Source organism: Alteribacter aurantiacus DSM 18675, assembly GCF_000429705.1.
GTDB classification, from domain to species: Bacteria; Bacillota; Bacilli; order Bacillales; family Salisediminibacteriaceae; genus Alteribacter; species Alteribacter aurantiacus.
In genome coordinates this window covers 581,674-603,945 of the sequence record NZ_KE386941.1, presented here as the reverse complement: position 1 = coordinate 603,945, position 22,272 = coordinate 581,674, and the positions used below count along the sequence as shown (strand labels likewise).

Below are 22,272 nucleotides of genomic sequence, written 5' to 3'. Positions count from 1 at the left end.
AGAGGGGACCCTTTTTATAAAGGACTTTTCTTTCGACCAAAAAGATCAATTCTATTCAGCATTTTTATCTCTTCAATCAGCTTTGATATTGAGTACCTTTCAGCAAGGAAAGTTACACCTACACATATGAGGGAAAAAATAAACACCAAAAGATCGGAACCCGCATGAACCATTGTAACAACTAAGTACCCTCCTATCAAAACGGCTCCATTGTCTCCAAGCATTGTTTTCTCATGACCTTCTTCCTTGAACCATAAAACAAACAACACAATGAGTCCACTCAAGACAGGTAAACTCCCTAATACAAGTAAAACAACAAGTATTACGACCATCGCTACTTTCATAACTCTCAGGGGTCTTGTATCCAATAAATTAAAAACATGAGGCATTAAAATCAATAGTGGCATATAAAATAATGCTTCCAACTGCGTAACCGTGCCCTGGCGGTGTAAAAGTAACAGATAGGAAGCTGCGAGTACCACACCTCCTACCGCCTTAACTAATCCTGTCGTTAACGTGTATCTTGATAAACAGTAGTAGAGGTGACCTTTAATCCCTTTTGGGTACGCTTGACCAAACCGATCGTCCAACCAGCCAATTAGCCATAAGCAAAACAAAAATCCATAATCCACAATAGAGATAACTGTAAGCCCGGGGTGAATCATCTCAAGGGTAATCCAAAGCAATAAGACCATACCAAAATTATATGGGACCCACTTCTCACTAAAATTCTTGACTGTCCACCCATTCTGGATAAAGTGTTTTCTTGTAAATGTATAAAACAAAACAACTAAAAGTGGTTTCCAGATGTACGTTGCCATAAGATCCTCTCCATTTCATACCATTGCCTAGCCCTATGCAACATACCACGCACCGTCTTACCGTACCCACTATGCTCCATGACTACAGGTACTTCTTGAATCCTTGCCCCATGGTAAAGAAAATCCAAATTACACGCCATTTCAAAACCGTAACGACTATGACGCACATCTTCCGATAAACAACCGATCCATTTTCGATGAAAAGCTCTCTGACCAGAAAGAGGGCAAGTCATGTGCATCTGATACCTTTGTTCAATGACACGTTGTGCACGCCTCTTCATCATACCAAATCCTTGTTTTTTTCCGTCTGCAGGAAATTTAGCTACAACAACATCCGCAATATTTAAAGAGAGAGGGATTAAAAGTTTATGAGCTTCTGAAACGCTACGCCTTAAATCCGCATCCAACAGCATCACATAATCACTCTTTGTCTGCTTTAATCCTGTCATTGCAGCTTGAGCCTTCCCTTGATTTATATGAAACCGTAAGACATCCTTGGTAAACTGAAGTGCCACAGTGTAAGTGCTATCCGTGCTCCCATCATCAATGACATAGATACGGTTCACCCAATCTGCACATGACAGGACTTGAAGAGTCTGACCAATGTTTGCTTCTTCATTATAAGCAGGAATAACAACATCGACTTTCATCTTCGCCCCTCCTCACTCACATTCCAATCCCTTTCCTCACCCAAGATACGATGAACACTCCTTTTTCTTGGACTAAATAAGTCAGATGAAGATTGTTGAAAGTGATGAGTTCCTTTTAAATCACTAATACGATCACCAAAGAAAGCTTTCGTTAGAATGGTGGACCCCATCCCGGGACGATTCTTTTCAAGCATTTCTAGATAGCCGCTTCGTAAACCAATGGTATACACATGATTTGCACCTGATTTACAAGCCAAAGCCACTGCTAAGTCTTCACTCACACCAGGAAATCTGCACGTAATTGCCGTTCTCCCTATCTCCTGCAAACGTTCATTCCCTGGGCTATTTCCGTCTAAATAGGCATGAGCAATAAAGATTGCAGGATGATAAAACATCTCTTTTGGAACAGAATCCATATCTCCAACAATATAATCAGCTTTTGAGCCAATTTGATCAACACCTTCGCAAGCCCCATCTACTGCAATTATCACTGTATTCGGGTCACACATCATCTCTTTCCAATAAATTAAGTCGTTAACATATCCTGTCCCTCTTGCTACGACGATGACATTTTTTCCCTCCATTTGCGAGAAGACACGCAAACTTTCAACACTTTTCACAAATTGAGTAAGCTCATCGTTGGCAAACGCTAAACTATTTTCCATAAATGTTTTGTATGTTACCATTTGTCTATTTTGACTCTCTGTAATTTTCATCATTACTTTTGTTGCGTCCCATTTCCTCACTTCACATCTATTTTCCCAAAGGTTTTTATCCTTGGTGAAAAAGCCATCGTCATTGACCATAACAGGGACTTCTTTCAATGGACCAATATCATGAGGTGGCAAAAGATCATAAACAGGGATGTGATGTTCTAACAGCATTTTTACCCCTTCATGGTAAAACGTTCCCGTCATGGATTCACTATAATTAATAATGGCTTTGACTTCTTTTTTAATTAAAGATTCTGCAGCTACTGCATCAATATCCTTATGATTAATAAGCGCAACGGAGCGATCGGGTATTTCCCTTACCAAATCTTTTGTTTTTTCACCGTAATATCCTACTCCAACGATGACAGGTCCATTCATGGCCTTGTCCCCCTGTACATTAGATTACGCTTAGTATGTACGATTGAACTATTTTTCACTCAAAGAACCATATTTACAAAATATACCCAAATAACAAGCTTATTAGAAGAAACAAAAGCAACTTGCTCAGGTAAGGTCCGAGATAGAAAACTTGGCTTTTGGCTTGTGATGGTAACATTTTTCGTTTCCTTGCTTTGAGAGTACAAGCATATGGGGGACGCATTCAGCTGAAGTCACGTTACGAAGGCTTAAGAAGATGCGTGCTGGCGCTGGAGGCTAAACCCGGGAAACCATTTATCCAAATGAAAGCCAGACTTTCGTTTCCCATACAATAAAAAAAGTGATCGAAGACGAGTTGTCTTCGGTCACCATTTCGTTAGTTTAGCTAACTTTGTGTTCAATTCTCAGCTTATCTGCCACCATTGCAATAAACTCTGAGTTTGTCGGTTTGGCTTTTGACACACTCACGGTATAGCCAAACATTTTGGAGATCGATTCAATGTTTCCTCTACTCCATGCTACTTCAATTGCATGACGAATCGCACGCTCTACACGACTGGCGGTTGTGTTGTATTTCTTTGCAATGTCAGGGTACAGTACTTTTGTAATGGAGCCGAGCAATTCAATGTCATTATAAACCATCGTAATCGCTTCTCTTAAATACATGTAACCTTTAATGTGGGCAGGAACACCGATTTCATGAATAATACTCGTAATGCTCGCATCTAGGTTCATCGGTTTGTTTTCTCTTCTCATGCTTTGAGAGCTGCCAGACTTTTTGACATAGCTTGAGCCGTTTCCACTTACGTCACGAATTTTACTAATTAATGTATCCATATCAAACGGTTTAAGGATATAATACGAAGCCCCTAATTCTACAGCTTTCTTCGTCACATCTTCTTGACCAAAGGCTGTGAGCATAATAATGTTCGGCCTCTTGTTTAGCTTTAACCCATTCATTTTATCTAAAACGGCAAGACCATCTAAATGGGGCATAATGATATCTAAAATAAGAACGTCCGGCTCAACTTCCTCAACCAAATCCAAACATTCCTGTCCATTATAAGCCTTCCCGATCACTTCCATATCTTCTTGAGAATCAATGTATTCTTCTAGCAACATGACAAGCTCACGATTATCATCCGCCACGCACACTTTTACATTTTGCACGATGTATTTCCTCCCCATACAGTTTTCGTTTCCTTAGTAATTATAGATTCGACAAACAGAAAACAATTCCTTTTCGAATTCTAATTTTTTCTAAAAAAACTTATCTTTTCTCTCGTTTTTAAACGTTTACTCTCATTTTCGACTACATTCGATTTTATCTTCGGTCTTTTTCAAGGTTTTGTCGAAAAATCTCTATTCATTGTAACATACATTCCAATTAGTATTATCACTGCTCATTAGGAAAAGGAGGTGTTACTTTAAACTCAGGATCGTTTTCTGTATCATCATCAACGATAAATGGAGTGAAATGTAATCTTCATTACATCTGCCAGCTCCCAAAAAATATTATATAAATTATTTAACATTATAATGTTAAGTACTCTTTACATCGTGTTAAGCATAGTATACACTGAAAGGGATTAGAAAATGATGGAAGGTGATTCCCGTTGGAGGATCGACTTTTTAACCGTGTAAAAGAATTGCGCGCCAGAAAAGGATTAACGCAACAAACATTAGCACAACATGCAGGCGTTACAAGACAAACCATAGCCGCTATTGAAAAGGGAGATTATCTTCCCTCTGTATTACTGGCGTTAAAAATCAGCGATGTTTTTGACTTAAATCTAGAAGATGTGTTCTCAATAAAGAAAGGATGGGAATGATTAATGAAGATCGCACGTGTGTCATACTTTTTCAATTTGGTTCTACTAGCTATTTTTGGATGGGGACTGTTTGAACTCTTACGTTCTAGTCAGCAATTAGCCATCATTGCAGAAAACCCCGAACCTCCTTGGATCATGGAAATGAACCTTATGCCGATGCTGGTTTTGTTTGTTTTTGCTATGATTGTGGCATATGTATTTTCAAAGCTCTTACCGAAAGGGAAACGTTCCATTAAGCATCTGCTTAATCCGTTCGAGTTTTATTCAGCTGATGAAAGAGAAGAACAAGTAATTCAAATTGCTTGTAAACATGTATACATGGCAATGTGGCTTGTTGTAGGTTTAGTAGCTGCCATTATGACCGCTTATCCTCTTTTCATTCCTTATTTTCCGCAACTTCCCGTGTTACTCGTATTACTCATCCCACTCGTTTTAATAACTACTTTTCAATTGACAATCGAGAAAAAAATGCGGTAGTAAATGGGCGTTTCGTCAAAGAAAAAGGCGGGCTGATTGTCAGCTCGCCTTTGCTTCATTTGTATCGGATTGATAAATATCAACATCCGCTTCTTGAAGCATCCATTCTATATGACATGCGTAACCTGAGGTCGGATCATTTACAAATACATGTGTAACAGCACCAATGATTTTTCCATCCTGAATAATCGGACTTCCGCTCATGCCTTGAACAATCCCACCTGTTGTTTCAAGGAGTTTTGGATCCGTTACTTTAATGACCATCCCTTTGGTTGCAGGAAACTTTTGCACTGTACTGTTGACAATTTCTATACTGAATTTCTCCACTTCTTCCCCGTTGACAACTGTCAAGATTTCCGCAGGCCCTTCTTTGACTTGATCAGATAATCCAATTTCCATTGGCTCATCCCATCCGCCGTTCAAAATAGGTGCATTCAATGTGCCAAAAATGCCAAATGCACTGTTTTTATTTATATCTCCGAGAACTTTTCGTTCACTCGAAAAGCGAGCTAACTTTTCTCCCGGTTCACCATTAAGCCCTTTTTCAATTGATGTGACTCTCGATGAGAGAATTTCCCCATCATTGACGTGAATCGGCTCTTTTGTATCCATATCTGAAATCACGTGACCCAAAGCCCCATACTTTTTGGAGTCAGGATCATAAAACGTTAGCGTTCCCACTCCCGCTGCAGAGTCTCGAATATAAAGCCCAAGACGGTATGAGTGTTCCCCTTTTGCTTTTAACGGCATTAATTCACGATTTAAAGTTTCTTCTCCCCGCTTCACTTTCAGCTTGATTGGTCTTCCCTCTTTACCGGCCGCTTGTACAATACCGGTAATCTCGCTCATGTCTTTAATTTCTTTACCATTCATGCTCGTAATCATATCTCCAACTTCAACCCCGGCTTTTTCACCAGGTGATCGTGCTCCCTTTTCCGTGTCCACAAGATGATGCCCAACTACTAAAACCCCTTGCGTATGAACGCGCACCCCAATTGATTGTCCTCCCGGGATGATTTTCTTCTCAGGTAATACCGTGACATCCATCGCTTTTAAAGGAAAACCGGCCACCCCCAAATGAATTTTTCCGCTACCCGGTTTTGCACCTGTTAAGGTTGTTTGGTTGTCTTGAGAAAAAACGTCAATGGCATCGTCAGAATCAAGTACTTGTAGTGGTGTATCCAAGGCAAGCTCTTGAGATTCAAAAACAAAAACGTCTGCCGGTGTATGAACATATTGTTGAAGGGGAGGATAAAACGCAGCGCTGAATAGCAATACAAGGAGAAATGCCCCAACGGCTTTTTTTATCATTCCATTTTTCAAATTGCTTTCACTCTCCTCGCTCCCGACCTGCACCTCCATCATGGCTGTATCTATAATGTAGCCTTGAAAAGAATCATTTATAACAGGAAGATATAGAAAATGACCCGTTCTTCCTTGATAGATAAGGATTTTCACTAAAGAGGGAATAACTGTATCCAAATTGATAAATAAAAAAACTCAAAAGGGTTAGTCCCTTTTGAGCTTGGATTACGACACTTGCTTCTTTTTCGTTTCTTCTGCTTGGATGAGAAGTTCTTCAGCATGTTTCCGTGTAAGATCGGTAATCTCTACACCAGAAATCATACGACCAATTTCATCCACTTTTTCATCGGATGTGAGGGGGGTCACTTCTGTGGTCACTCGTCCGCCTTTTTCACCTTTGGCAATGAACAGATGTGTATCTGCCATCGCAGCTACTTGAGGAAGGTGAGTAATACAAAGAACTTGAGAACCGATAGAAATATGATGTATTTTTTCAGCAATTGCTTGGGCTACTCTACCACTGACACCAGTGTCCACTTCATCAAAAATGAGAGAGGTAACACCTTCGTGGCTTGCCAATATGGACTTTAAAGCCAGAATAATTCGCGATATTTCACCGCCTGATGCAACCTTAACCAACGGCTTTAACGGTTCACCTTGGTTAGTAGCAACCATAAATTCGATTTGATCTACCCCATCCTTAGTAAAAGAACCACTCTTTTCCGGGTGAAAGGTCACTTCGAACTTCGTCTTTTCCATGTAGAGGGCCTTTAATTGCCTTTGAATGTCTTTTGTGAGCTCAGTGGCCTGTTTCTCTCGAAGCTTTGTCAGATTTTTGGCTTCAACAGTCAAATCTTTTTGCAGGGCTTCAAGTTCATCTGCCCACTTCTGCAAGTGTTCATCTTTATTTTCAAGCGTTTCCACTTCTTCTTCAATTTTAGAGGCATATTCAAGAATGGTATTAACACTCTCGCCATACTTTCGCTTTAACGTATTGATTTCACTAAGTCTGCCTTCAATATCATTTAATCGATCAGGATTAAACTCGATGTTTTCTACATAATCCCTTAATGTAAAAGCCGTTTCCTCTAATAAATAATAGCAGTTTGCAATCGTTTCTTGAATATTTTTTAATTCAGGATCCAGCTCTTGAGCCTCTTCCATTTGATTCAATGCCACCATAATCCATTCAAGTCCTTTATTTTCACCGTATAATGCTTGATGACTATCATGAACATTTTGATATAACTGTTCACTATTCCCAAGCTTTTGTTTTTCCATTTGCAGTTCATCATCTTCGTTTGGTTTGAGATCAGCATTTTCAATTTCACTCAATTGATATTTAATTAAATCAAGCCGTTGTGCCATTTGCTGTTCATTAGCAGACAATTTCTCGAAGCTTTTTTTGGTCTCAATGAAGCGTTTGTAGATCGATTGATACTCTTCTTTCGCTTCTTTGATCTCATTTTCCGCATAACGATCGAGCAAAAAGAGGTGCTTGTCCACTTGAAGGAGTTGCTGGTGCTCATGTTGTCCGTGAATATCTACGAGCATTTGTCCCAGCTGACGAAGGATCGCCAAAGTAACGAGTTTTCCATTGACACGGCAGATGCTTTTTCCTTGACTCGTAATTTCTCTCCTTAGTACAACCATATCATCTCCGGCTACCTCAATACCTACCTCTTCCATAAGAGAATGGATATCATTTGACGGATCAACTGAAAATAGCCCTTCTATCTCAGCACGCTTACTTCCATGCCTTACAAATTCGACCGAACCTCTTCCACCTATTAATAGCCCTATGGCATCGATGATAATTGATTTACCGGCACCTGTCTCTCCACTAAGTACAGTCAGTCCTTCCTCAAAAGGAACAGTAACATGGTCAATAATAGCAAAATTCTTTATGGATAGTTCCACTAACAACGACAATCACGTCCTTTTAAACGAATTCTATAGCATATCTAAAAATCGTTCACTCACGGGTTCAGTGTCCGTATCCTGTCTACAAATAATGAGGATCGTATCATCGCCACAAATCGTTCCAAGCACTTCATTCCAATCAAGGTTATCAATCAAAGCCCCAACGGCATTCGCATTTCCGGGCATCGTCTTCATGACGATCATATTGTTTGTATGCTCAATGGAAACAAAACTGTCCATAAGGGCACGCTTTAGTTTTTGCAACGGGTTAAACCGTTGATCTGCTGGCAAACTGTATTTGTACCTACCGTCCATCATAGGTACTTTTACTAAGTGTAATTCCTTGATATCTCTACTCACTGTGGCTTGGGTTACGTTAAAGCCGGCATTTCGTAAAAATGCAACAAGGTCATCCTGCGTTTCAACTTCATTATTTGTAATGATTTCTCGAATCTTTATGTGGCGCTGTCCTTTATTCATACGTTCTCCTCCGTCACTTTGAACCTGGGTTTTTCATTGAATGATTATACTTATTCATTAATACTTATCATATCTACTATGTATCTTATCTAAAAATCCGCCATTTCACAACACACCTACATTTAATCACACAGAAAAGGAGACAACAGTGTGATGTCTCCGATGACAATTATCGCTTTTCCTTTTCAGCGTGGGCTTGAGATACGATCTCGCACACATCACCAGTAAAAGGAATCGCATCTTCATTTTCGTTTAGCTTCTTAAAGTACATAAGAAATTCGATGTTTCCTTCCCCACCTCTTATCGGGGAAGGGATCACGTGAGAGACTTGAAAACCGAGGTTTTCCGTAAAGGTAACCATATCACGAACGACCTTCTCATGAACGTTGCGATCACGAATAATACCATTCTTCCCCACTTCTTCCCGTCCGGCTTCAAATTGAGGTTTAATCAATGCAGAGCCCTCTCCACCAATCGTGAGAATCTCTTTTAGAGGAGGAAGAATCAGCCTAAGGGAAATAAAAGATACATCTATTGTTGCAAACTGTGGAAGCCCCTCTGTAAAATCTTCAGGTTTTGCATAACGAAAATTGGTACGCTCCATTACAACAACACGCTCGTCTTGTCGTAACTTCCAAGCCAACTGGTTATAACCTACATCAACAGCATAGACGCGACTAGCTCCATTTTGTAAAGCACAATCGGTGAAACCACCTGTAGACGAGCCGATATCAATAACGATCTTATCTTCAAGGTCCAAGTTGAATGCTTTTATAGCTCCTTCAAACTTTAGACCGCCACGACTTACATATCGTAAGGTTTGACCTTTAATCTCCAATTTACTATCAGGCTTAATTTTAGTCCCGGGCTTGTCGATGCGTTCTTCATCCGCAAAGACTAGTCCAGCCATAATCGTACGTTTTGCTTTTTCACGTGTTTCGATTAACCCCTTTTCTACCAAAAGGATATCGAGACGCTGTTTTTTTTCCATGTTTGTTCATTCTCTCCGATACTATGCTCTTTGTCTTTTCCGCGGCAAAAGGTCAACGACCCGTTCAGCGACTTTTGCAGGAGTGAGTCCAATCTCTTCCCACAGCTCCGATACGCTACCGTGCTCAATATAACGATCGGGTATGCCCATTCTATCTACTGTAACAGAGTGGTAGTGCTGGTCGTGAAAGTATTCCAACACGGCGCTTCCAAATCCGCCCATAAGAGCATGTTCTTCCAACGTAACTATTGGTTTATTTTTTACAGCCAGCTCAGTGAGCATAGCTTCATCAAGAGGCTTGATGGAGCGTGCATTTATCACTTCAGCTTGAATTCCTTCTGCTTCGAGACGTTTTGCAGCGTCCATGGCCACAGGGATCATGGTTCCAAATGTAAGGATCGTTACATCTTTACCGTCCTTCAGTACTTCCCACTTACCAATCGGCAGTTGCTTTAAGTCCTCATCCATTTTCACGCCATATCCATTACCTCGAGGGTACCTTATGGCAATTGGTCCATCATCATGAGCGACGGCAGTGTAGACAAGGTGCTGAAGTTCATTTTCATCTTTTGGCATCAGAATTTTTATGTTCGGCAAATGACGTAAGTATGAGATATCAAAGACTCCTTGATGTGTTTCACCATCAGCTCCCACTAGACCGGAACGGTCGATAGCGAAAAATACATTCAAGTTCTGCCTGCATACGTCGTGAACCAGCTGATCATAGCCTCTTTGCAAAAAAGTAGAGTACACTGCAAAGACCGGCTTTAACCCTTGTGTTGCAAGCCCTGCACTCATCGTGGTCGCATGTTGCTCCGCAATACCCACATCGAACATTCTGTCAGGAAATTCTTTTGCAAATTCATCAAGTTTTGTTCCGCCTGGCATTGCCGCCGTAATAGCGACTACTCGTTCATCTTGTCTGGCGATTTTTTTCAATGTATTGGCAAAAACAGCACTATACCCGGGAGGTCCCGGCTTTTTAACGACTTCCCCTGACTCTATTTTGTAGGGTCCAAGGCCGTGCCAAGTACCTTTTGCATCCAATTCGGCCGGCTCATAGCCTTTTCCTTTTTTTGTGATCACGTGGATTAAAACTGGACCTTTTGTCTTCTTGGCGTACTTCATATTTTCATGAAGATCCTCCAAGTCATGCCCATCTACGGGACCTAAGTAAGTAAAGCCCATCTCTTCGAAGAACATGCCAGAAACAAGCAAATACTTTAAGCTGTCTTTCACCCGCTCAGCTGTTGCAGCAAGGCGCCCACCAAAAGCAGGAATTCGTTTGATAAGCATTTCAAGCTCTTCTTTTGCTTTTTGGTATTTGCCGGCTGTACGCATACGGCCAAGCATGCTGTGCAATGCACCTACGTTTGGAGCAATGGACATTTCATTGTCGTTCAATACTACAATTAGATCCGTTTGCTCATGTCCGATGTGGTTAAGCGCTTCTAATGCCATACCGCCGGTTAAGGCTCCGTCACCAATAATGGCAACGACATTTTCATCAGTACCCTTCAAATCTCTTGCGACTGCCATACCCATGGCTCCCGATAAGGACGTGGAACTATGTCCCGTTTCCCAAACATCATGCTGACTTTCTGAGCGTTTTGGGAACCCGCATAATCCTTTATATTGCCTTAGCGAGTCAAATTGATCTGCTCTGCCTGTTAGGATTTTATGGACATATGCTTGGTGACCGACATCCCAAAGGAACTTGTCTTTAGGACTATCGAACAATTGATGGAGCTTTAACGTTAATTCTACAACCCCGAGGTTTGGTCCCAGATGTCCACCTGAAACCGAGAGCTTACTGATTAGGAATTCTCGGATATCCTTTGCCAAGTCTTCTAATTCTTCATTACGATAATGTTTCAGGAATTCAGGGTCTTTAATTTTTGTTAAATCCAAGAAAAACCCTCACTTTCGTTTGTTTTTCTTCTTGCCCTTTTTTTTGCGTTTTTTTGAACTAAAGATAATTATGTTCAATTTTACCTCTAAAATATAAAATAATCTACCCACTTGATATATGATCGGCGTGGAGTATTCAATTGCAAGTGTTTTTCCGACTGATTTACCGCCTACTGTCAAGGCAGCTACGATACTCGTAAAGATAACATTAATAATGAACTGCATGTTCGAACCTTCACCGTACCCCATTTGGAAAGAAAGCTGAAGTACGACATAAGCGGAGGCTGTACCACTAATTACACCGGCTATATCACCGATTACATCATTACAGAAGTTTGCAAACTTGTCCGCATTCCGAGTAATATGTACAGATTGTTTCGCACCTGGCAATCTCTCGGCTGCCATGGCATGAAACGGCTTTTCGTTGGCTGCTGTCGCAGCTACACCTATCGTATCAAAGATTACCCCTATGAGAACGATCATAAACACAATCATCATTCCGACAGCCCATATGACACCGCTGAGAACAAGGGTTGATATAATAGCAAAAATTGCCGCTAACACCAAGGTGATAACGGCAATCATCCAGCTCCATTGTAAAGATTGTTTTACAGATTCCTTCATTGGCTTATCATCGATCCTATTCTATGTGTATAAAAGGAGTATTGTCCTTTTATAGTAGATTATGTATCCGAGTGGTCACTTAAAGAGTAAAAACTGCGTCTTAGGTCCAGTAGGTTTTCCCAAACGGATACCGAAGCGTCGCCGCTAAGGCGGTTTCCCTTTAAATCCGTCTTGACGCTGTCACCAAACGTCAGACTGGATTACCACTTAGTACGCACTATAATCCCCTTTAAATGTCCAGTGGAACAGTCTAGGAGTTTTCCTCAGCAGTTCTTAGCCATCCTCTATCCTCTTTTGCAGACGCGATTTCATATGATAATACCAGTATACAATCATAGTATTCATAATCCCCTCACAGTCCACTCAAGGCAGGCTACGCTGCTCACAAGTTCCCGAAACTTGCCAAGCAGGTTCATACCTTTGGTCATCACAATCCCCGGGCAGGGAAGCAACAACAAAAGGCCTCCGCGGTTGTAGGGTCATCGCCCACATGCCATTGTGGATCGCCCTACAACCTTTACTCCCAGTATTGACCCAAAGCTGGGCGCCTCAAGCCAAAACTAGGAACTTCATCGATGTGCCCTTTAGCGGATTTTTAGGCCCGCTTTCGAAAATGGAGAACCGACTAGAATACTGCACCACTCGGTCTATCTATAGTATACCATGATATGTTTTTCACCTGCAATGAGGAACCCCTTCATAAAAAAGCAGGCTTTTCCATCTGCTGTATAATGAGGCCTGGTCGAAGAGGCTTTACAATGGTTCTCTTTGTCGCTTCCTTCTATTCGTACCCCTAATACGTTCTGCTGGCAATGTAATCTGTGAGTTCTTCTAGCAACACATGCTTTTGATTCACTTTTGATAAATGATCTTTCGCACTTTGAATATGATAAACAAGCTTTTCTTTTGCACCATCTAACCCTAGTAATTTCGGGTATGTGCTTTTTTGGTTTTCTTCGTCGCTTCCGATTGGCTTGCCCATCTTGTCTCCATCACCTTCGATATCGAGGATATCGTCCTTAATTTGAAAAGCGAGTCCTAGATGTTTAGCAAAGTGACGCAAATGAATTTGATCCTTCTCTGGAGCATTTGCTAATACGGCTGCTGCTTCGATTGAAAAAGCAAGAAGGTCCCCCGTTTTATGTTGGTGTATATACTCCAATTCTCCAACAGTGAGATCGACCTTATTTTCCCCTTCCATATCAGCGACTTGGCCTCCAACCATACCTGTTGGTCCAGATGCAGAAGCTAGCAACTGGATGACCCTTACTTTCTCCTGGTCATTCAGGTTTTTTGAACGACTGATGATCTCAAAGCTATACGTTAAAAGGGCATCTCCTGCCAGAATAGCCATCGCTTCTCCAAAAATCTTATGGTTGGTTGGTTTTCCTCTTCTTGTATCGTCATCATCCATCGCAGGTAAATCATCGTGAATGAGTGAATACGTATGTATCATTTCTACTGCGCAAGCAACATCATATCCTTTTTCCAAACGTATTCCATAACCCTGTAGTGTGGCCAGAAGAAGTGCAGGTCGTAACCTCTTTCCACCTGCTTCCAATGAGTAAAGCATCGATTGGACTAAAACTTCTGGCGCTTTCATAGTTGAGAGATAGCGTGGTAGTTGCTGTTTAAGCTCTTCTCTTTGTTCTCTTAGGAAAAGATCTAAAGACAATACGCTCACTCGCTTTTTTCCCCCTCGATTGTTAAGACTTCAATTTCACCATCTTCGTTTAAAATTTGATCCATTTGCGCTTCTACTTTTTGTAAGCGCTCATGACAATATTTCGAAAGCTCCATTCCGTCCTTAAACATCTCGATTGCTTGTTCCAAAGGTACGTTTCCTTCTTCAAGTTTCTCTACTACTTCTTGCAGTTCCTCCATCGCACCTTCAAATGTTTGTTCCTTTTCTTCCTTACTCATCCCGTTCACCTCTCTTGTCCTTGATCATTTCATTTCCTTCTTTCCCTGTTACTTCTGCATACACTTTACCATCTTCAAGTTGAATATAAACGGTATCGTGCTCATCGACTTGTTTTACGCTTTTGACAAGTTCAGGACCTCGGTATGCAAGACTGTAGCCCCTTTCCATCATCTTCAAGGGACTTAAAACATCCAGCTTATACATCCATTTCTTTAAGGACTCCCTTTTTTCCTGCCGCGCGTTTTCCATTGCCTGTAAAAAACGGTCATGGACTTGTTTATATCGATCTTTCTCTCTGTTTACTTGATGCTGAGGGTGAAACCGTTGCAACGATTTGTACAAATAACCGTATTTTTCACGGTTAGATATGAGTAGTCTTTTTGTTTCTCGTTGCATAGCATCCATTAATTTATCAAGTTCTTGTTCCTTTTGTTCGATCAGCTTGCCTGGATAACGAAAAGCATAGGATTGGTTATACCGTTCAAGTTTGCTTTTGTTCGATTCCACTTGTTCTGACATCTGTCGTAATAGTCTTGCTTTAAAGAGCGCAACCTTTTCCTTTAGCTCTCTTTGATCGGGAACAGCAAGCTCTGCCGCCGCCGTGGGAGTAGGAGCTCTAAGGTCTGCTACGAAATCACTGATCGTCACATCCGTTTCATGACCCACTGCAGAAATAATAGGCACCGAGCTGTTAAAGATGGCATCGGCTACGACTTCTTCATTAAAAGCCCATAATTCTTCAATTGAGCCTCCCCCTCGCCCGATAATCATCACATCGAACATTCCGGCGTCGGTAGCTTGTTGAATGGCTCTAGCAATAGAGGGAGCAGCACCTGGGCCTTGAACGAGGACAGGGAGGAGAGTGATTCTCACAAAAGGGAAACGACGTTTCAATGTTGTAAGAATATCTCTCACAGCTGCCCCTGTTCTAGACGTTATGACAGCTATGGAAACAGGTACAGCCGGGATTGGTTGTTTGCGTTCTTCGGAAAAGTATCCTTTTTGATTTAGCTTTTTCTTTAATTCTTCATATGCAAGATAGAGGTTCCCAATACCATCAGGTTGCATCTCTTTTACATAAAACTGGTATTGGCCATGAGGTTCATAGACACTCACATCGCCTCTAACGAGTACATTCATACCATTTTCAGGCAAGAACTTAAGATAACGATTATGCCCAGCGAACATGACACTTTGAATTCTAGATTGATCATCCTTCAAGGTAAAATACATGTGCCCTCGACTATGCTTTTTAAAGTTCGAAATCTCCGCGCGAATCCAGACATTTTGTAGTTGGTGTTCGTTATCAATGACCCGTTTAATATGTCTCGAAAGACCTGATACAGATAAAAACTCTTTATTCATTAGTCCGCCCCCTATTTAAGACTTCGGGACGCAGATTGAATTGTATTATGTAATAGCATGGTAATGGTCATAGGACCCACTCCGCCTGGGACTGGGGTAAGGTATGATGCTAAATCCTTCACGTCATCAAACTTCACGTCACCAACGAGCTTCCCTGCTTCATTCCGGTTCACACCTACGTCAATCACTACAGCACCTGGTTTAATATGTTCTGAACCAATCATTTCCTCCCGACCAATTGCAACAACGAGGATATCTGCTTGCTTTGTGATTTCCTCCATGTTTTTCGTCCGGGAGTGGCAGTAAGTCACAGTCGCATTCTCCCGTAAAAGGAGTTGACCCACAGGCTTTCCGACAATGTTGCTTCTTCCAATGATAACCACATGTTTGCCTTCAATTGAAATCCCTTTTGATTTAATCATTTCTACGATTCCAAAAGGTGTACATGGCAAAAAGCCCTCTTGTCCGATCATCATCTTTCCAATATTGATCGGATGAAATCCGTCTACATCTTTCTCTGGAAGAATTTTGTTAATAATGGCTTCTTCTGAGATGTGTGAAGGAAGTGGCAGTTGAACAAGAATGCCATGGATGTGAGGGGATTGATTTAACTTCTCAACTTTTTCAAGAAGCTCTTCTTCAGTCGTTTCATAAGGGAGTTCATCAAGTTCTGAGTAAATACCAACCTCTTCACAAGCTCGCTTCTTCCCGCGAACGTAGGACCTTGATGCGGGGTCTTCTCCAACAAGAATAACCGCAAGACCCGGTGTAATGCCTTTGGACTTAAGATCTTCAGTAATGACTTTCATTTCATCACGTTTGTTTTGTGCAAGTTCTTTTCCTGAGATTATTTCAGCGGTCATGATGATCTCTCCCTTATTCCTGAATTTCTTTTTAGTTGGCTAAATTCTTACAAATGACATTGATACTTGAGACAAAACAAAAGAAAAATGCTTATAGCAACTCAATTGGAGAAGTAGCGAGCATTCATAATTGTCTCTATGGTTTACTTCAAGTCTTCAGCGATTTTTGATAATACACCATTAACGAACTTTCCAGATTCATCATCTGCGCTGAAACCTTTTGCTAAATCTATCGCTTCGTTCAAGCTAACGCTTAATGGAATCTCTTCTTCCCATTTCATTTCATATAATGCCATTCTCAATATTGCACGGTTCACATTTGCAATACGATTTATAGTCCAATTATCCATTGCCCCGTTCAGCGTTTGATCGATATCTTCAAGGTGAGATAATGTTCCTTCAACAAGGGTTTGTAAAAAAGGTGACGCTTCCTCACCTTCTTCTAATACGGCCTCAATTGCCGTTTCTGCTTCTACGTGCGTCATATCTATTTGATATAGTGACTGAACGGCTTTAATCCGTGCATTTCGTCTATTCATCTTAATACGTCTCCTTTTTTGTTCATCGTACGGTACTATACTCTGTACAATATAGCATATCTTTTGCTAACGTTACAGCCTACGATGAAAGTGAGCAAATTCTGATAATGGTTGGCAAAACTAATGAAGAAAAACCAAAGGGCATATGTGCCCCCTGGTTTTTTAATACTTTATTAGTCTTTTTTCGCAGGCTCTTCTTTCTTCTCGATCTCGAGTTGAACGCCAACAACATGAACATTTACGCCAATCAGTTCGATTGCGGTCATATTCTTTAGTGTTTGAAAGATGTTTTCCTGCACTTTTTTACAAACATCAGGAATGGAAACCCCGTAATTCGTAATAACAAAAACATCAACGGTAATTCCATCTTCTTGCAAGTCCACTTTCACACCTTTGCCGTGGTTGTTTTTACGTCCAAGACGCTCAGCAACTCCAGAAGCAAAGTTCCCTCTCATTGTAGCTACGCCTTCAATTTCAGATGCAGCAAGACCTGCAATAACTTCAATCACTTCGGGTGAAATTTCAACTTTCCCCAAATCCGTTTTATCGTCACTCATGTCAATTAAATGATTATCTTTCATCATTTCGTCCTCCTAGCTCTTACTAAGGCATTAAATAGTTAAAGAGTCCAACTTTTTAAGTGCCTTCCTTACTCCTTGTCACTATCAGGCTTTAAAGAATAGTGTTCCAAAAATTTCGTATTAAAGTCCCCGCTTTTAAACACTTCATGATCCATTAGCTTTAGGTGAAACGGAATCGTTGTGTCCACGCCTTCTATGACGAACTCACTGAGAGCTCTTTTCATCTTTTGAACGGCTTCTTCTCTTGTTTCACCGTGGACAATTACTTTTGCAATCATAGAATCATAAAATGGACTAATCGTATAGCCTGGAAAAACAGCACTATCGATTCTTACACCAAATCCACCGGGAGGAAGGTACATCTCAATCTTTCCTGGTGATGGCATAAAGTTTTTGTCCGGGTTTTCTGCATTAATACGACATTCAATGGAATGACCTTTGAAAGTGACTTCCTCTTGAGTATAGGAGAGCTTTTTACCAGACGCAACTAAAATTTGTTCTTTAATAAGATCAATCCCTGTTACCATTTCCGTAACCGGGTGCTCTACTTGAATCCTCGTGTTCATTTCCATGAAGTAAAAATCACCGGTATTATGGTCGAATATAAACTCAACGGTCCCTGCCCCAACGTAATCCACAGCTTGGGCAGCTCTCACAGCGGCTTCACCCATTTCAGCACGTTTTTCAGGGGTTAATGCAGGTGACGGTGTTTCTTCCACCAGCTTTTGAAGTCGACGCTGAATGGAACAATCTCGCTCACCTAAGTGAATTGTATTTCCGTACGTATCTGCTAAAACTTGAATTTCAACGTGACGGAAATCCTCAATATATTTTTCTAGGTAAACGCCAGGGTTACCAAAATTGGCTTTCGCTTCCTTTTGGGTTACTGAAATCCCTTTTCTGAGCTCACCTTCATCTTTAGCTACGCGTATCCCTTTACCTCCACCACCTGCAGTGGCTTTAATAATGACCGGATAGCCGATCTCTTCAGCAATTTTTACTCCGTCCTCAATCGTTTCAATAATTCCTTTTGAACCGGGTACAACAGGTACACCTGCTTTTTTCATTGTTTTTCTCGCTACGTCTTTAGTGCCCATTTGATTAATTGCATCAGGGCTTGGTCCGATAAACGTAATGTTACAAGCGGAACAAATCTCGGCAAAGTCGGCATTTTCTGCTAGAAAACCGTATCCCGGATGAATTCCGTCGACTTCAGTAAGAGTGGCGACACTCATGATATTAGTGAAGTTTAAGTAACTTTGCGCCGAAGAAGTCGGTCCAATACAATAGGCTTCGTCTGCCATCCTCACATGAAGAGCATCACGGTCTGCTTCTGAGAATACAGCGACCGTTTCTACCCCTAACTCTTGACAAGCTCGAATAATTCGTACAGCAATTTCTCCTCTATTTGCAACAAGTACTTTTTTTATCATCCGTCTCATCCCCTACTCAGGCTTCACCAAGAAGAGTTCTTGTCCATACTCTACAAGTTGCCCGTTTTCTACTAGGACCTCAACGATTTCGCCTTTCACTTCCGCTTCAATTTCATTCATTAGTTTCATCGCTTCAACGATACACACAACAGAATCTGCTTTTACTTTGTCCCCTGAGCTGACATAAGGAGCAGAATCTGGTGACGGCGCTTCATAAAACGTACCTACCATTGGGGAAGTAATCGTATGTAGCCCTTCTCTGGACTCCTTTTCCCCCTTAGCTTCTTCTTTAGGTTGAGATGGCGCCTCTGCTTTGGCAGGTTCACTTTGCAAGGCAGGTGCAGGTGCTGCTTGAGGAGCTTGTACCGCTTCTCTTACAATCGTTTCCGTTGTGTTTCCGGCACCTTTCACTTGCTTTCTCATCGTAATTTTCTCACCATTTTGTTCATACTTGAATTCATCGATGCTTGACTGGTCAATCAGTTTAATTAATTCACGAATTTCTTGAATCTTCAACATGAATCGTCACTCCTTGTTCCTGTCTTTTTATCTGTTTTAGTAAATAACAGCTGTTTTTTATTATTTTATAGGATGTCTTATGAGCAAGTCCTAATTTTTATGCTACCTCACTTTATCATAATTGAAAAGTGTTTTCTAACAGATTGGTGGCGTGGCCCTGTATTCTTATTTAAAACGGATTCACTGCGCCAGCTTTAATGTAAGCGTTATCATGTTTATGGAAGAAAAACCTTCTTCATTCGAAGAAGGTTACTGTTCAATTTTGTATTCTCTAAACACAGGAATATCGGAGAGGTTGTCCGGAATCTTCCCTTTTTCAAGGAGGATAATTTTTACAGTCTTTTTATTTCTCGCCATATGATACTTTTCACCATATTCATTTTGCTGTGTGTATTGCTTGAGGCTTTGGTAATCTTCTTCTTGAATTGAAATCGGGTCATATCCCTCTTCAATGTCTGCCTCTTGTGTAAAGCCTACATCAAACTCAACAATTTGAATTTTATCATTTTTAATGTTTCTTGTTTGCTCAAGGACGGCTTTTGCACCTTCTGTTAAATCAGACCATTCCATTTGGATCTCTCCCTTAAATTACGGTTATGTACAAAACGCTTCATCTTCATGTTAGCATTTCCGAGAGCTAATTATACCACTTCCTATAAAGAAAAGCATTAGTTCCATTGTGATTTTCACTTTAAAAGGCTGTGACCTTTCATTTCACAAAGGTTGCTTTGTTTTGATTGATATTATTGTGAGTAACTCTTAAATCAATTTTTTGGGTGATGTTTTGTTCTTTCTCCTTTCATGGCGGTTCATAGGAGTGGAGTTAACCACTCATAGATCCGTTCTTCACAACGCAGGGAAAGGAGTCTCGGGCATTTAAATTTTCATTAATTCTAAGGCTAAAGTGTAGACTGAAGAAAACGTCCTTCGAAAAAAAGCTAACGAAGCAAAAATAAAAGCGACACGTTTGTGCCGCTTTTCTCCACTCTTAATTTGATTGATACCCTACTCGGATGTTTGATACACCGAGCTCTTCGTATGCCATATTGTTAATTTGAACCGCTTCTTCTTTTGAAAGCTGTTCAGCCTTTACGTAAATGCGAACTTGATCTTCTTCTGTAATGACAAGTGCGTCTTCGTATCCTTTAGCCTTGATCAGTGTTTCAAGTACTTCTTCTTGTTGCGCCATCACTTCTAGAGCGTTCATCCCATCGAATGCTTCACTTTGAACTTCAGCTCCAGCATCAGAAGAAGCGACGACAGCTACATAATTCTCTTTCATTTTTCCTCGAGCATCTTGTCTTTGAAGGCGGATCGTATCAAACATTTCTTCGGTCGTCATGGAACCGTACAATGAACTTTCTGTGTTTACATCTTCAGCATCCTCAATTTCAATAAATGTTACATCTTCGCCATCTTGTAATTCCTCATCTACGTCTTGGTCTTCACTTGCGTTTACTTCTTGATCTTCATTTACGTCAGGTACACCAGCAAAGTCTTGGTTATTGATGTTAATGTAATAGACAGAAAGGACAATAATTAAACTTAGCATTGTGAGTAACCACACAGTTTGACGTTTTAATACCATTTACAATTCCCCCTCAGTTTTTTTCGGCATCACGGAAACTCGGTGAGATGGCACATCCAGCGCACGGCTGACAGCTTCGACAACCGAGGTCTTAACTTGAATGTTATCCACCCCCTTCGCTACAACAAGAACGCCTCTGACATCCGGTTTTTCAACTCTTTGTAGAAGAGGTTCTTCTTTATCACCGTTACGGATGATAACGACTTGTTCGTCTTTTGTGACATCTTGAACTTGGCGTTTACCACCTTCACGATCCGTTTCATCGGTTGTTTGTTCTTTTGCATTTATGTTTGTTTGATAGACTTGCCTCTCTGTCTCAGCCAAGTTTACAAAGACGCTCACTTCGGACACACCCATCATTTGCTCGAGTGCTTTCTTTAACTGCGATTCGTAAAGAGATTCATAATCTCCCATTGAAAGTGATCCGTCTGAATTTGAGGATTTAAATACAGGTTCCGCCTCCTCTTGATCTTTAGGAGTGTTCCCTTCCGTTTCAATCCCTGATACAGGAATCATTGATCCTTCTTCAGTGTTCTCAGTCAATACGTTGCTCACAATCATAAACAGAATCCCTACTCCAAGGAGTACAACAAGATATTTAACGTTTACCTTTTTCCATTTCCCTACATCTTTGTACCGGTCAAGCCAAGTAGGATCTTTCTTATTGTCCGCCATTCTTCTCTCCCCCTTTCAACTCCAACTCAATTTGTTCACTTGGAATTTGCCAATGGACCGACAAAAATGTTTTAATCTCTTCCATTTCATCAGGATCAGCCATTACTTCTAGCTCTTTTTCATCAGCAGCGTTTTTTTCACCCACAGGTTCGATTACAACGGGTTTTACAAGAGTTACTGTTTGACTATCTCCATCTTCATGACCTTCTGTTGTTCTCGGGGTAAGAACGGCTCTAACCTTACTCAAGCCTTCAAGGACATTCTCACTCTCATCGAAAGTTTCTAACTCTACTTCAACCTCTACCGGCACCACCCCATATTGTTGTTGCAGTGGTTCCCTGGCTTGGTTCATAAGTTGGACAGCCACCTGTTCAGAAATATATGCAAGCTTGCCCTTTTCTATTTCCACTTTTTTTCTTTCAATCGAACTTTCTTCATTTGGCATTTCTCCGTCGACCCACTCAGACATGGAAGCTAACCAATCTTCGGGATCCGTTTTAAACACAGATAAAATTGGTTGAATCATCACCATTAAGACCATTAATCCTACAACCAACTTTACGTATCGCTGAAGACTTGAATTTGGCAGGAGCAGCTCCAATATAGCTGCAAATAAAATGAGTAAGATGATATTAGTTATCCATTCGGTCACATACGCCATAGGGAGCCTCCTTCGATTT

At 40.9% G+C, this 22,272-nt stretch carries 24 protein-coding genes; 2 read left to right on the top strand and 22 right to left on the bottom strand.

Annotated features, from left to right (window positions below; translation table 11 throughout):
* Window positions 1-14 precede the first annotated feature (14 nt).
* The 4 genes from G476_RS22815 to spo0A form a co-directional block, all read right to left on the bottom strand.
* Window positions 15-821: a hypothetical protein gene (locus tag G476_RS22815; RefSeq protein ID WP_026689335.1), complete on the bottom strand. Its 807-nt coding sequence runs from the start codon at window positions 819-821 to the stop codon at window positions 15-17.
* Window positions 791-1,471: a glycosyltransferase family 2 protein gene (locus G476_RS0106240; protein WP_026689334.1), complete on the bottom strand. Its 681-nt coding sequence runs from the start codon at window positions 1,469-1,471 to the stop codon at window positions 791-793. Before G476_RS0106240 ends, G476_RS22815 begins: the two co-directional genes overlap by 31 nt.
* A complete protein-coding gene (steA, locus tag G476_RS0106235; RefSeq protein WP_026689333.1) occupies window positions 1,468-2,562 on the bottom strand; it encodes a putative cytokinetic ring protein SteA in 1,095 nt (364 codons plus the stop codon). Before steA ends, G476_RS0106240 begins: the two co-directional genes overlap by 4 nt.
* A 381-nt stretch (window positions 2,563-2,943) precedes the next feature.
* Window positions 2,944-3,732, bottom strand: a complete 789-nt coding sequence (gene spo0A / locus G476_RS0106230; protein WP_026689332.1) for a sporulation transcription factor Spo0A — start codon at window positions 3,730-3,732, stop codon at window positions 2,944-2,946.
* Window positions 3,733-4,178: 446 nt separating this feature from the next.
* Between spo0A and G476_RS0106225 the strand changes: the two genes are divergently transcribed.
* Entirely contained in the window at window positions 4,179-4,394 is a 216-nt protein-coding gene (locus G476_RS0106225; protein ID WP_026689331.1) for a helix-turn-helix transcriptional regulator, read from the top strand.
* A 3-nt stretch (window positions 4,395-4,397) separates the two neighbouring features.
* Window positions 4,398-4,871, top strand: a complete 474-nt coding sequence (locus G476_RS0106220; protein WP_026689330.1) for a hypothetical protein — start codon at window positions 4,398-4,400, stop codon at window positions 4,869-4,871.
* A gap of 39 nt (window positions 4,872-4,910) precedes the next feature.
* Here the strand turns inward: G476_RS0106220 and spoIVB are convergent, their stop codons facing one another.
* The 18 genes from spoIVB to spoIIIAF form a co-directional block, all read right to left on the bottom strand.
* Window positions 4,911-6,233 carry a SpoIVB peptidase gene (spoIVB, locus tag G476_RS0106215; protein WP_084405766.1) on the bottom strand — a complete coding sequence of 441 codons (1,323 nt, stop codon included), beginning with the start codon at window positions 6,231-6,233 and terminating at the stop codon, window positions 4,911-4,913.
* A 168-nt stretch (window positions 6,234-6,401) separates the two neighbouring features.
* Window positions 6,402-8,102 (bottom strand): DNA repair protein RecN, encoded by a 1,701-nt coding sequence (recN, locus tag G476_RS0106210; RefSeq protein ID WP_026689328.1) that lies wholly within the window; start codon window positions 8,100-8,102, stop codon window positions 6,402-6,404.
* 27 nt (window positions 8,103-8,129) lie between these two features.
* A complete protein-coding gene (gene ahrC, locus G476_RS0106205; protein WP_026689327.1) occupies window positions 8,130-8,579 on the bottom strand; it encodes a transcriptional regulator AhrC/ArgR in 450 nt (149 codons plus the stop codon).
* 169 nt (window positions 8,580-8,748) lie between these two features.
* Window positions 8,749-9,570 carry a TlyA family RNA methyltransferase gene (locus G476_RS0106200; RefSeq protein WP_026689326.1) on the bottom strand — a complete coding sequence of 274 codons (822 nt, stop codon included), beginning with the start codon at window positions 9,568-9,570 and terminating at the stop codon, window positions 8,749-8,751.
* A gap of 21 nt (window positions 9,571-9,591) precedes the next feature.
* On the bottom strand, window positions 9,592-11,481 hold the full coding sequence (dxs, locus tag G476_RS0106195; protein ID WP_026689325.1) for a 1-deoxy-D-xylulose-5-phosphate synthase: 1,890 nt from the start codon (window positions 11,479-11,481) through the stop codon (window positions 9,592-9,594).
* Window positions 11,482-11,490: 9 nt separating this feature from the next.
* On the bottom strand, window positions 11,491-12,105 hold the full coding sequence (locus G476_RS0106190; protein ID WP_026689324.1) for a hypothetical protein: 615 nt from the start codon (window positions 12,103-12,105) through the stop codon (window positions 11,491-11,493).
* 793 nt (window positions 12,106-12,898) lie between these two features.
* A complete protein-coding gene (locus G476_RS0106185) occupies window positions 12,899-13,789 on the bottom strand; it encodes a polyprenyl synthetase family protein (protein ID WP_245579637.1) in 891 nt (296 codons plus the stop codon).
* A complete protein-coding gene (xseB, locus tag G476_RS0106180; protein ID WP_026689322.1) occupies window positions 13,786-14,028 on the bottom strand; it encodes an exodeoxyribonuclease VII small subunit in 243 nt (80 codons plus the stop codon). The genes G476_RS0106185 and xseB overlap by 4 nt, the downstream gene beginning before the upstream one ends.
* Window positions 14,021-15,394: an exodeoxyribonuclease VII large subunit gene (gene xseA / locus G476_RS0106175; protein WP_026689321.1), complete on the bottom strand. Its 1,374-nt coding sequence runs from the start codon at window positions 15,392-15,394 to the stop codon at window positions 14,021-14,023. Before xseA ends, xseB begins: the two co-directional genes overlap by 8 nt.
* Before the next feature lie 11 nt (window positions 15,395-15,405).
* Entirely contained in the window at window positions 15,406-16,257 is an 852-nt protein-coding gene (gene folD, locus G476_RS0106170; protein WP_026689320.1) for a bifunctional methylenetetrahydrofolate dehydrogenase/methenyltetrahydrofolate cyclohydrolase FolD, read from the bottom strand.
* A 143-nt stretch (window positions 16,258-16,400) separates the two neighbouring features.
* Entirely contained in the window at window positions 16,401-16,796 is a 396-nt protein-coding gene (gene nusB / locus G476_RS0106165; RefSeq protein WP_026689319.1) for a transcription antitermination factor NusB, read from the bottom strand.
* Between the two features lie 173 nt (window positions 16,797-16,969).
* Window positions 16,970-17,377, bottom strand: a complete 408-nt coding sequence (locus G476_RS0106160; protein WP_026689318.1) for an Asp23/Gls24 family envelope stress response protein — start codon at window positions 17,375-17,377, stop codon at window positions 16,970-16,972.
* Between the two features lie 68 nt (window positions 17,378-17,445).
* Window positions 17,446-18,810, bottom strand: coding sequence for an acetyl-CoA carboxylase biotin carboxylase subunit (accC, locus tag G476_RS0106155; RefSeq protein WP_026689317.1), 1,365 nt, complete (start codon window positions 18,808-18,810; stop codon window positions 17,446-17,448).
* 12 nt (window positions 18,811-18,822) lie between these two features.
* Window positions 18,823-19,329, bottom strand: a complete 507-nt coding sequence (gene accB, locus G476_RS0106150; protein ID WP_026689316.1) for an acetyl-CoA carboxylase biotin carboxyl carrier protein — start codon at window positions 19,327-19,329, stop codon at window positions 18,823-18,825.
* A 249-nt stretch (window positions 19,330-19,578) separates the two neighbouring features.
* Entirely contained in the window at window positions 19,579-19,899 is a 321-nt protein-coding gene (locus tag G476_RS0106145) for a hypothetical protein (RefSeq protein WP_026689315.1), read from the bottom strand.
* A 418-nt stretch (window positions 19,900-20,317) separates the two neighbouring features.
* Complete coding sequence (locus G476_RS0106140; RefSeq protein WP_026689314.1) at window positions 20,318-20,917, bottom strand: SpoIIIAH-like family protein; 600 nt, start codon at window positions 20,915-20,917, stop codon at window positions 20,318-20,320.
* Window positions 20,918-21,592, bottom strand: coding sequence for a stage III sporulation protein AG (gene spoIIIAG / locus G476_RS0106135; protein ID WP_026689313.1), 675 nt, complete (start codon window positions 21,590-21,592; stop codon window positions 20,918-20,920).
* Window positions 21,579-22,253 (bottom strand): stage III sporulation protein AF, encoded by a 675-nt coding sequence (gene spoIIIAF, locus G476_RS0106130; RefSeq protein WP_026689312.1) that lies wholly within the window; start codon window positions 22,251-22,253, stop codon window positions 21,579-21,581. Before spoIIIAF ends, spoIIIAG begins: the two co-directional genes overlap by 14 nt.
* Between the last annotated feature and the right edge of the window lie 19 nt (window positions 22,254-22,272).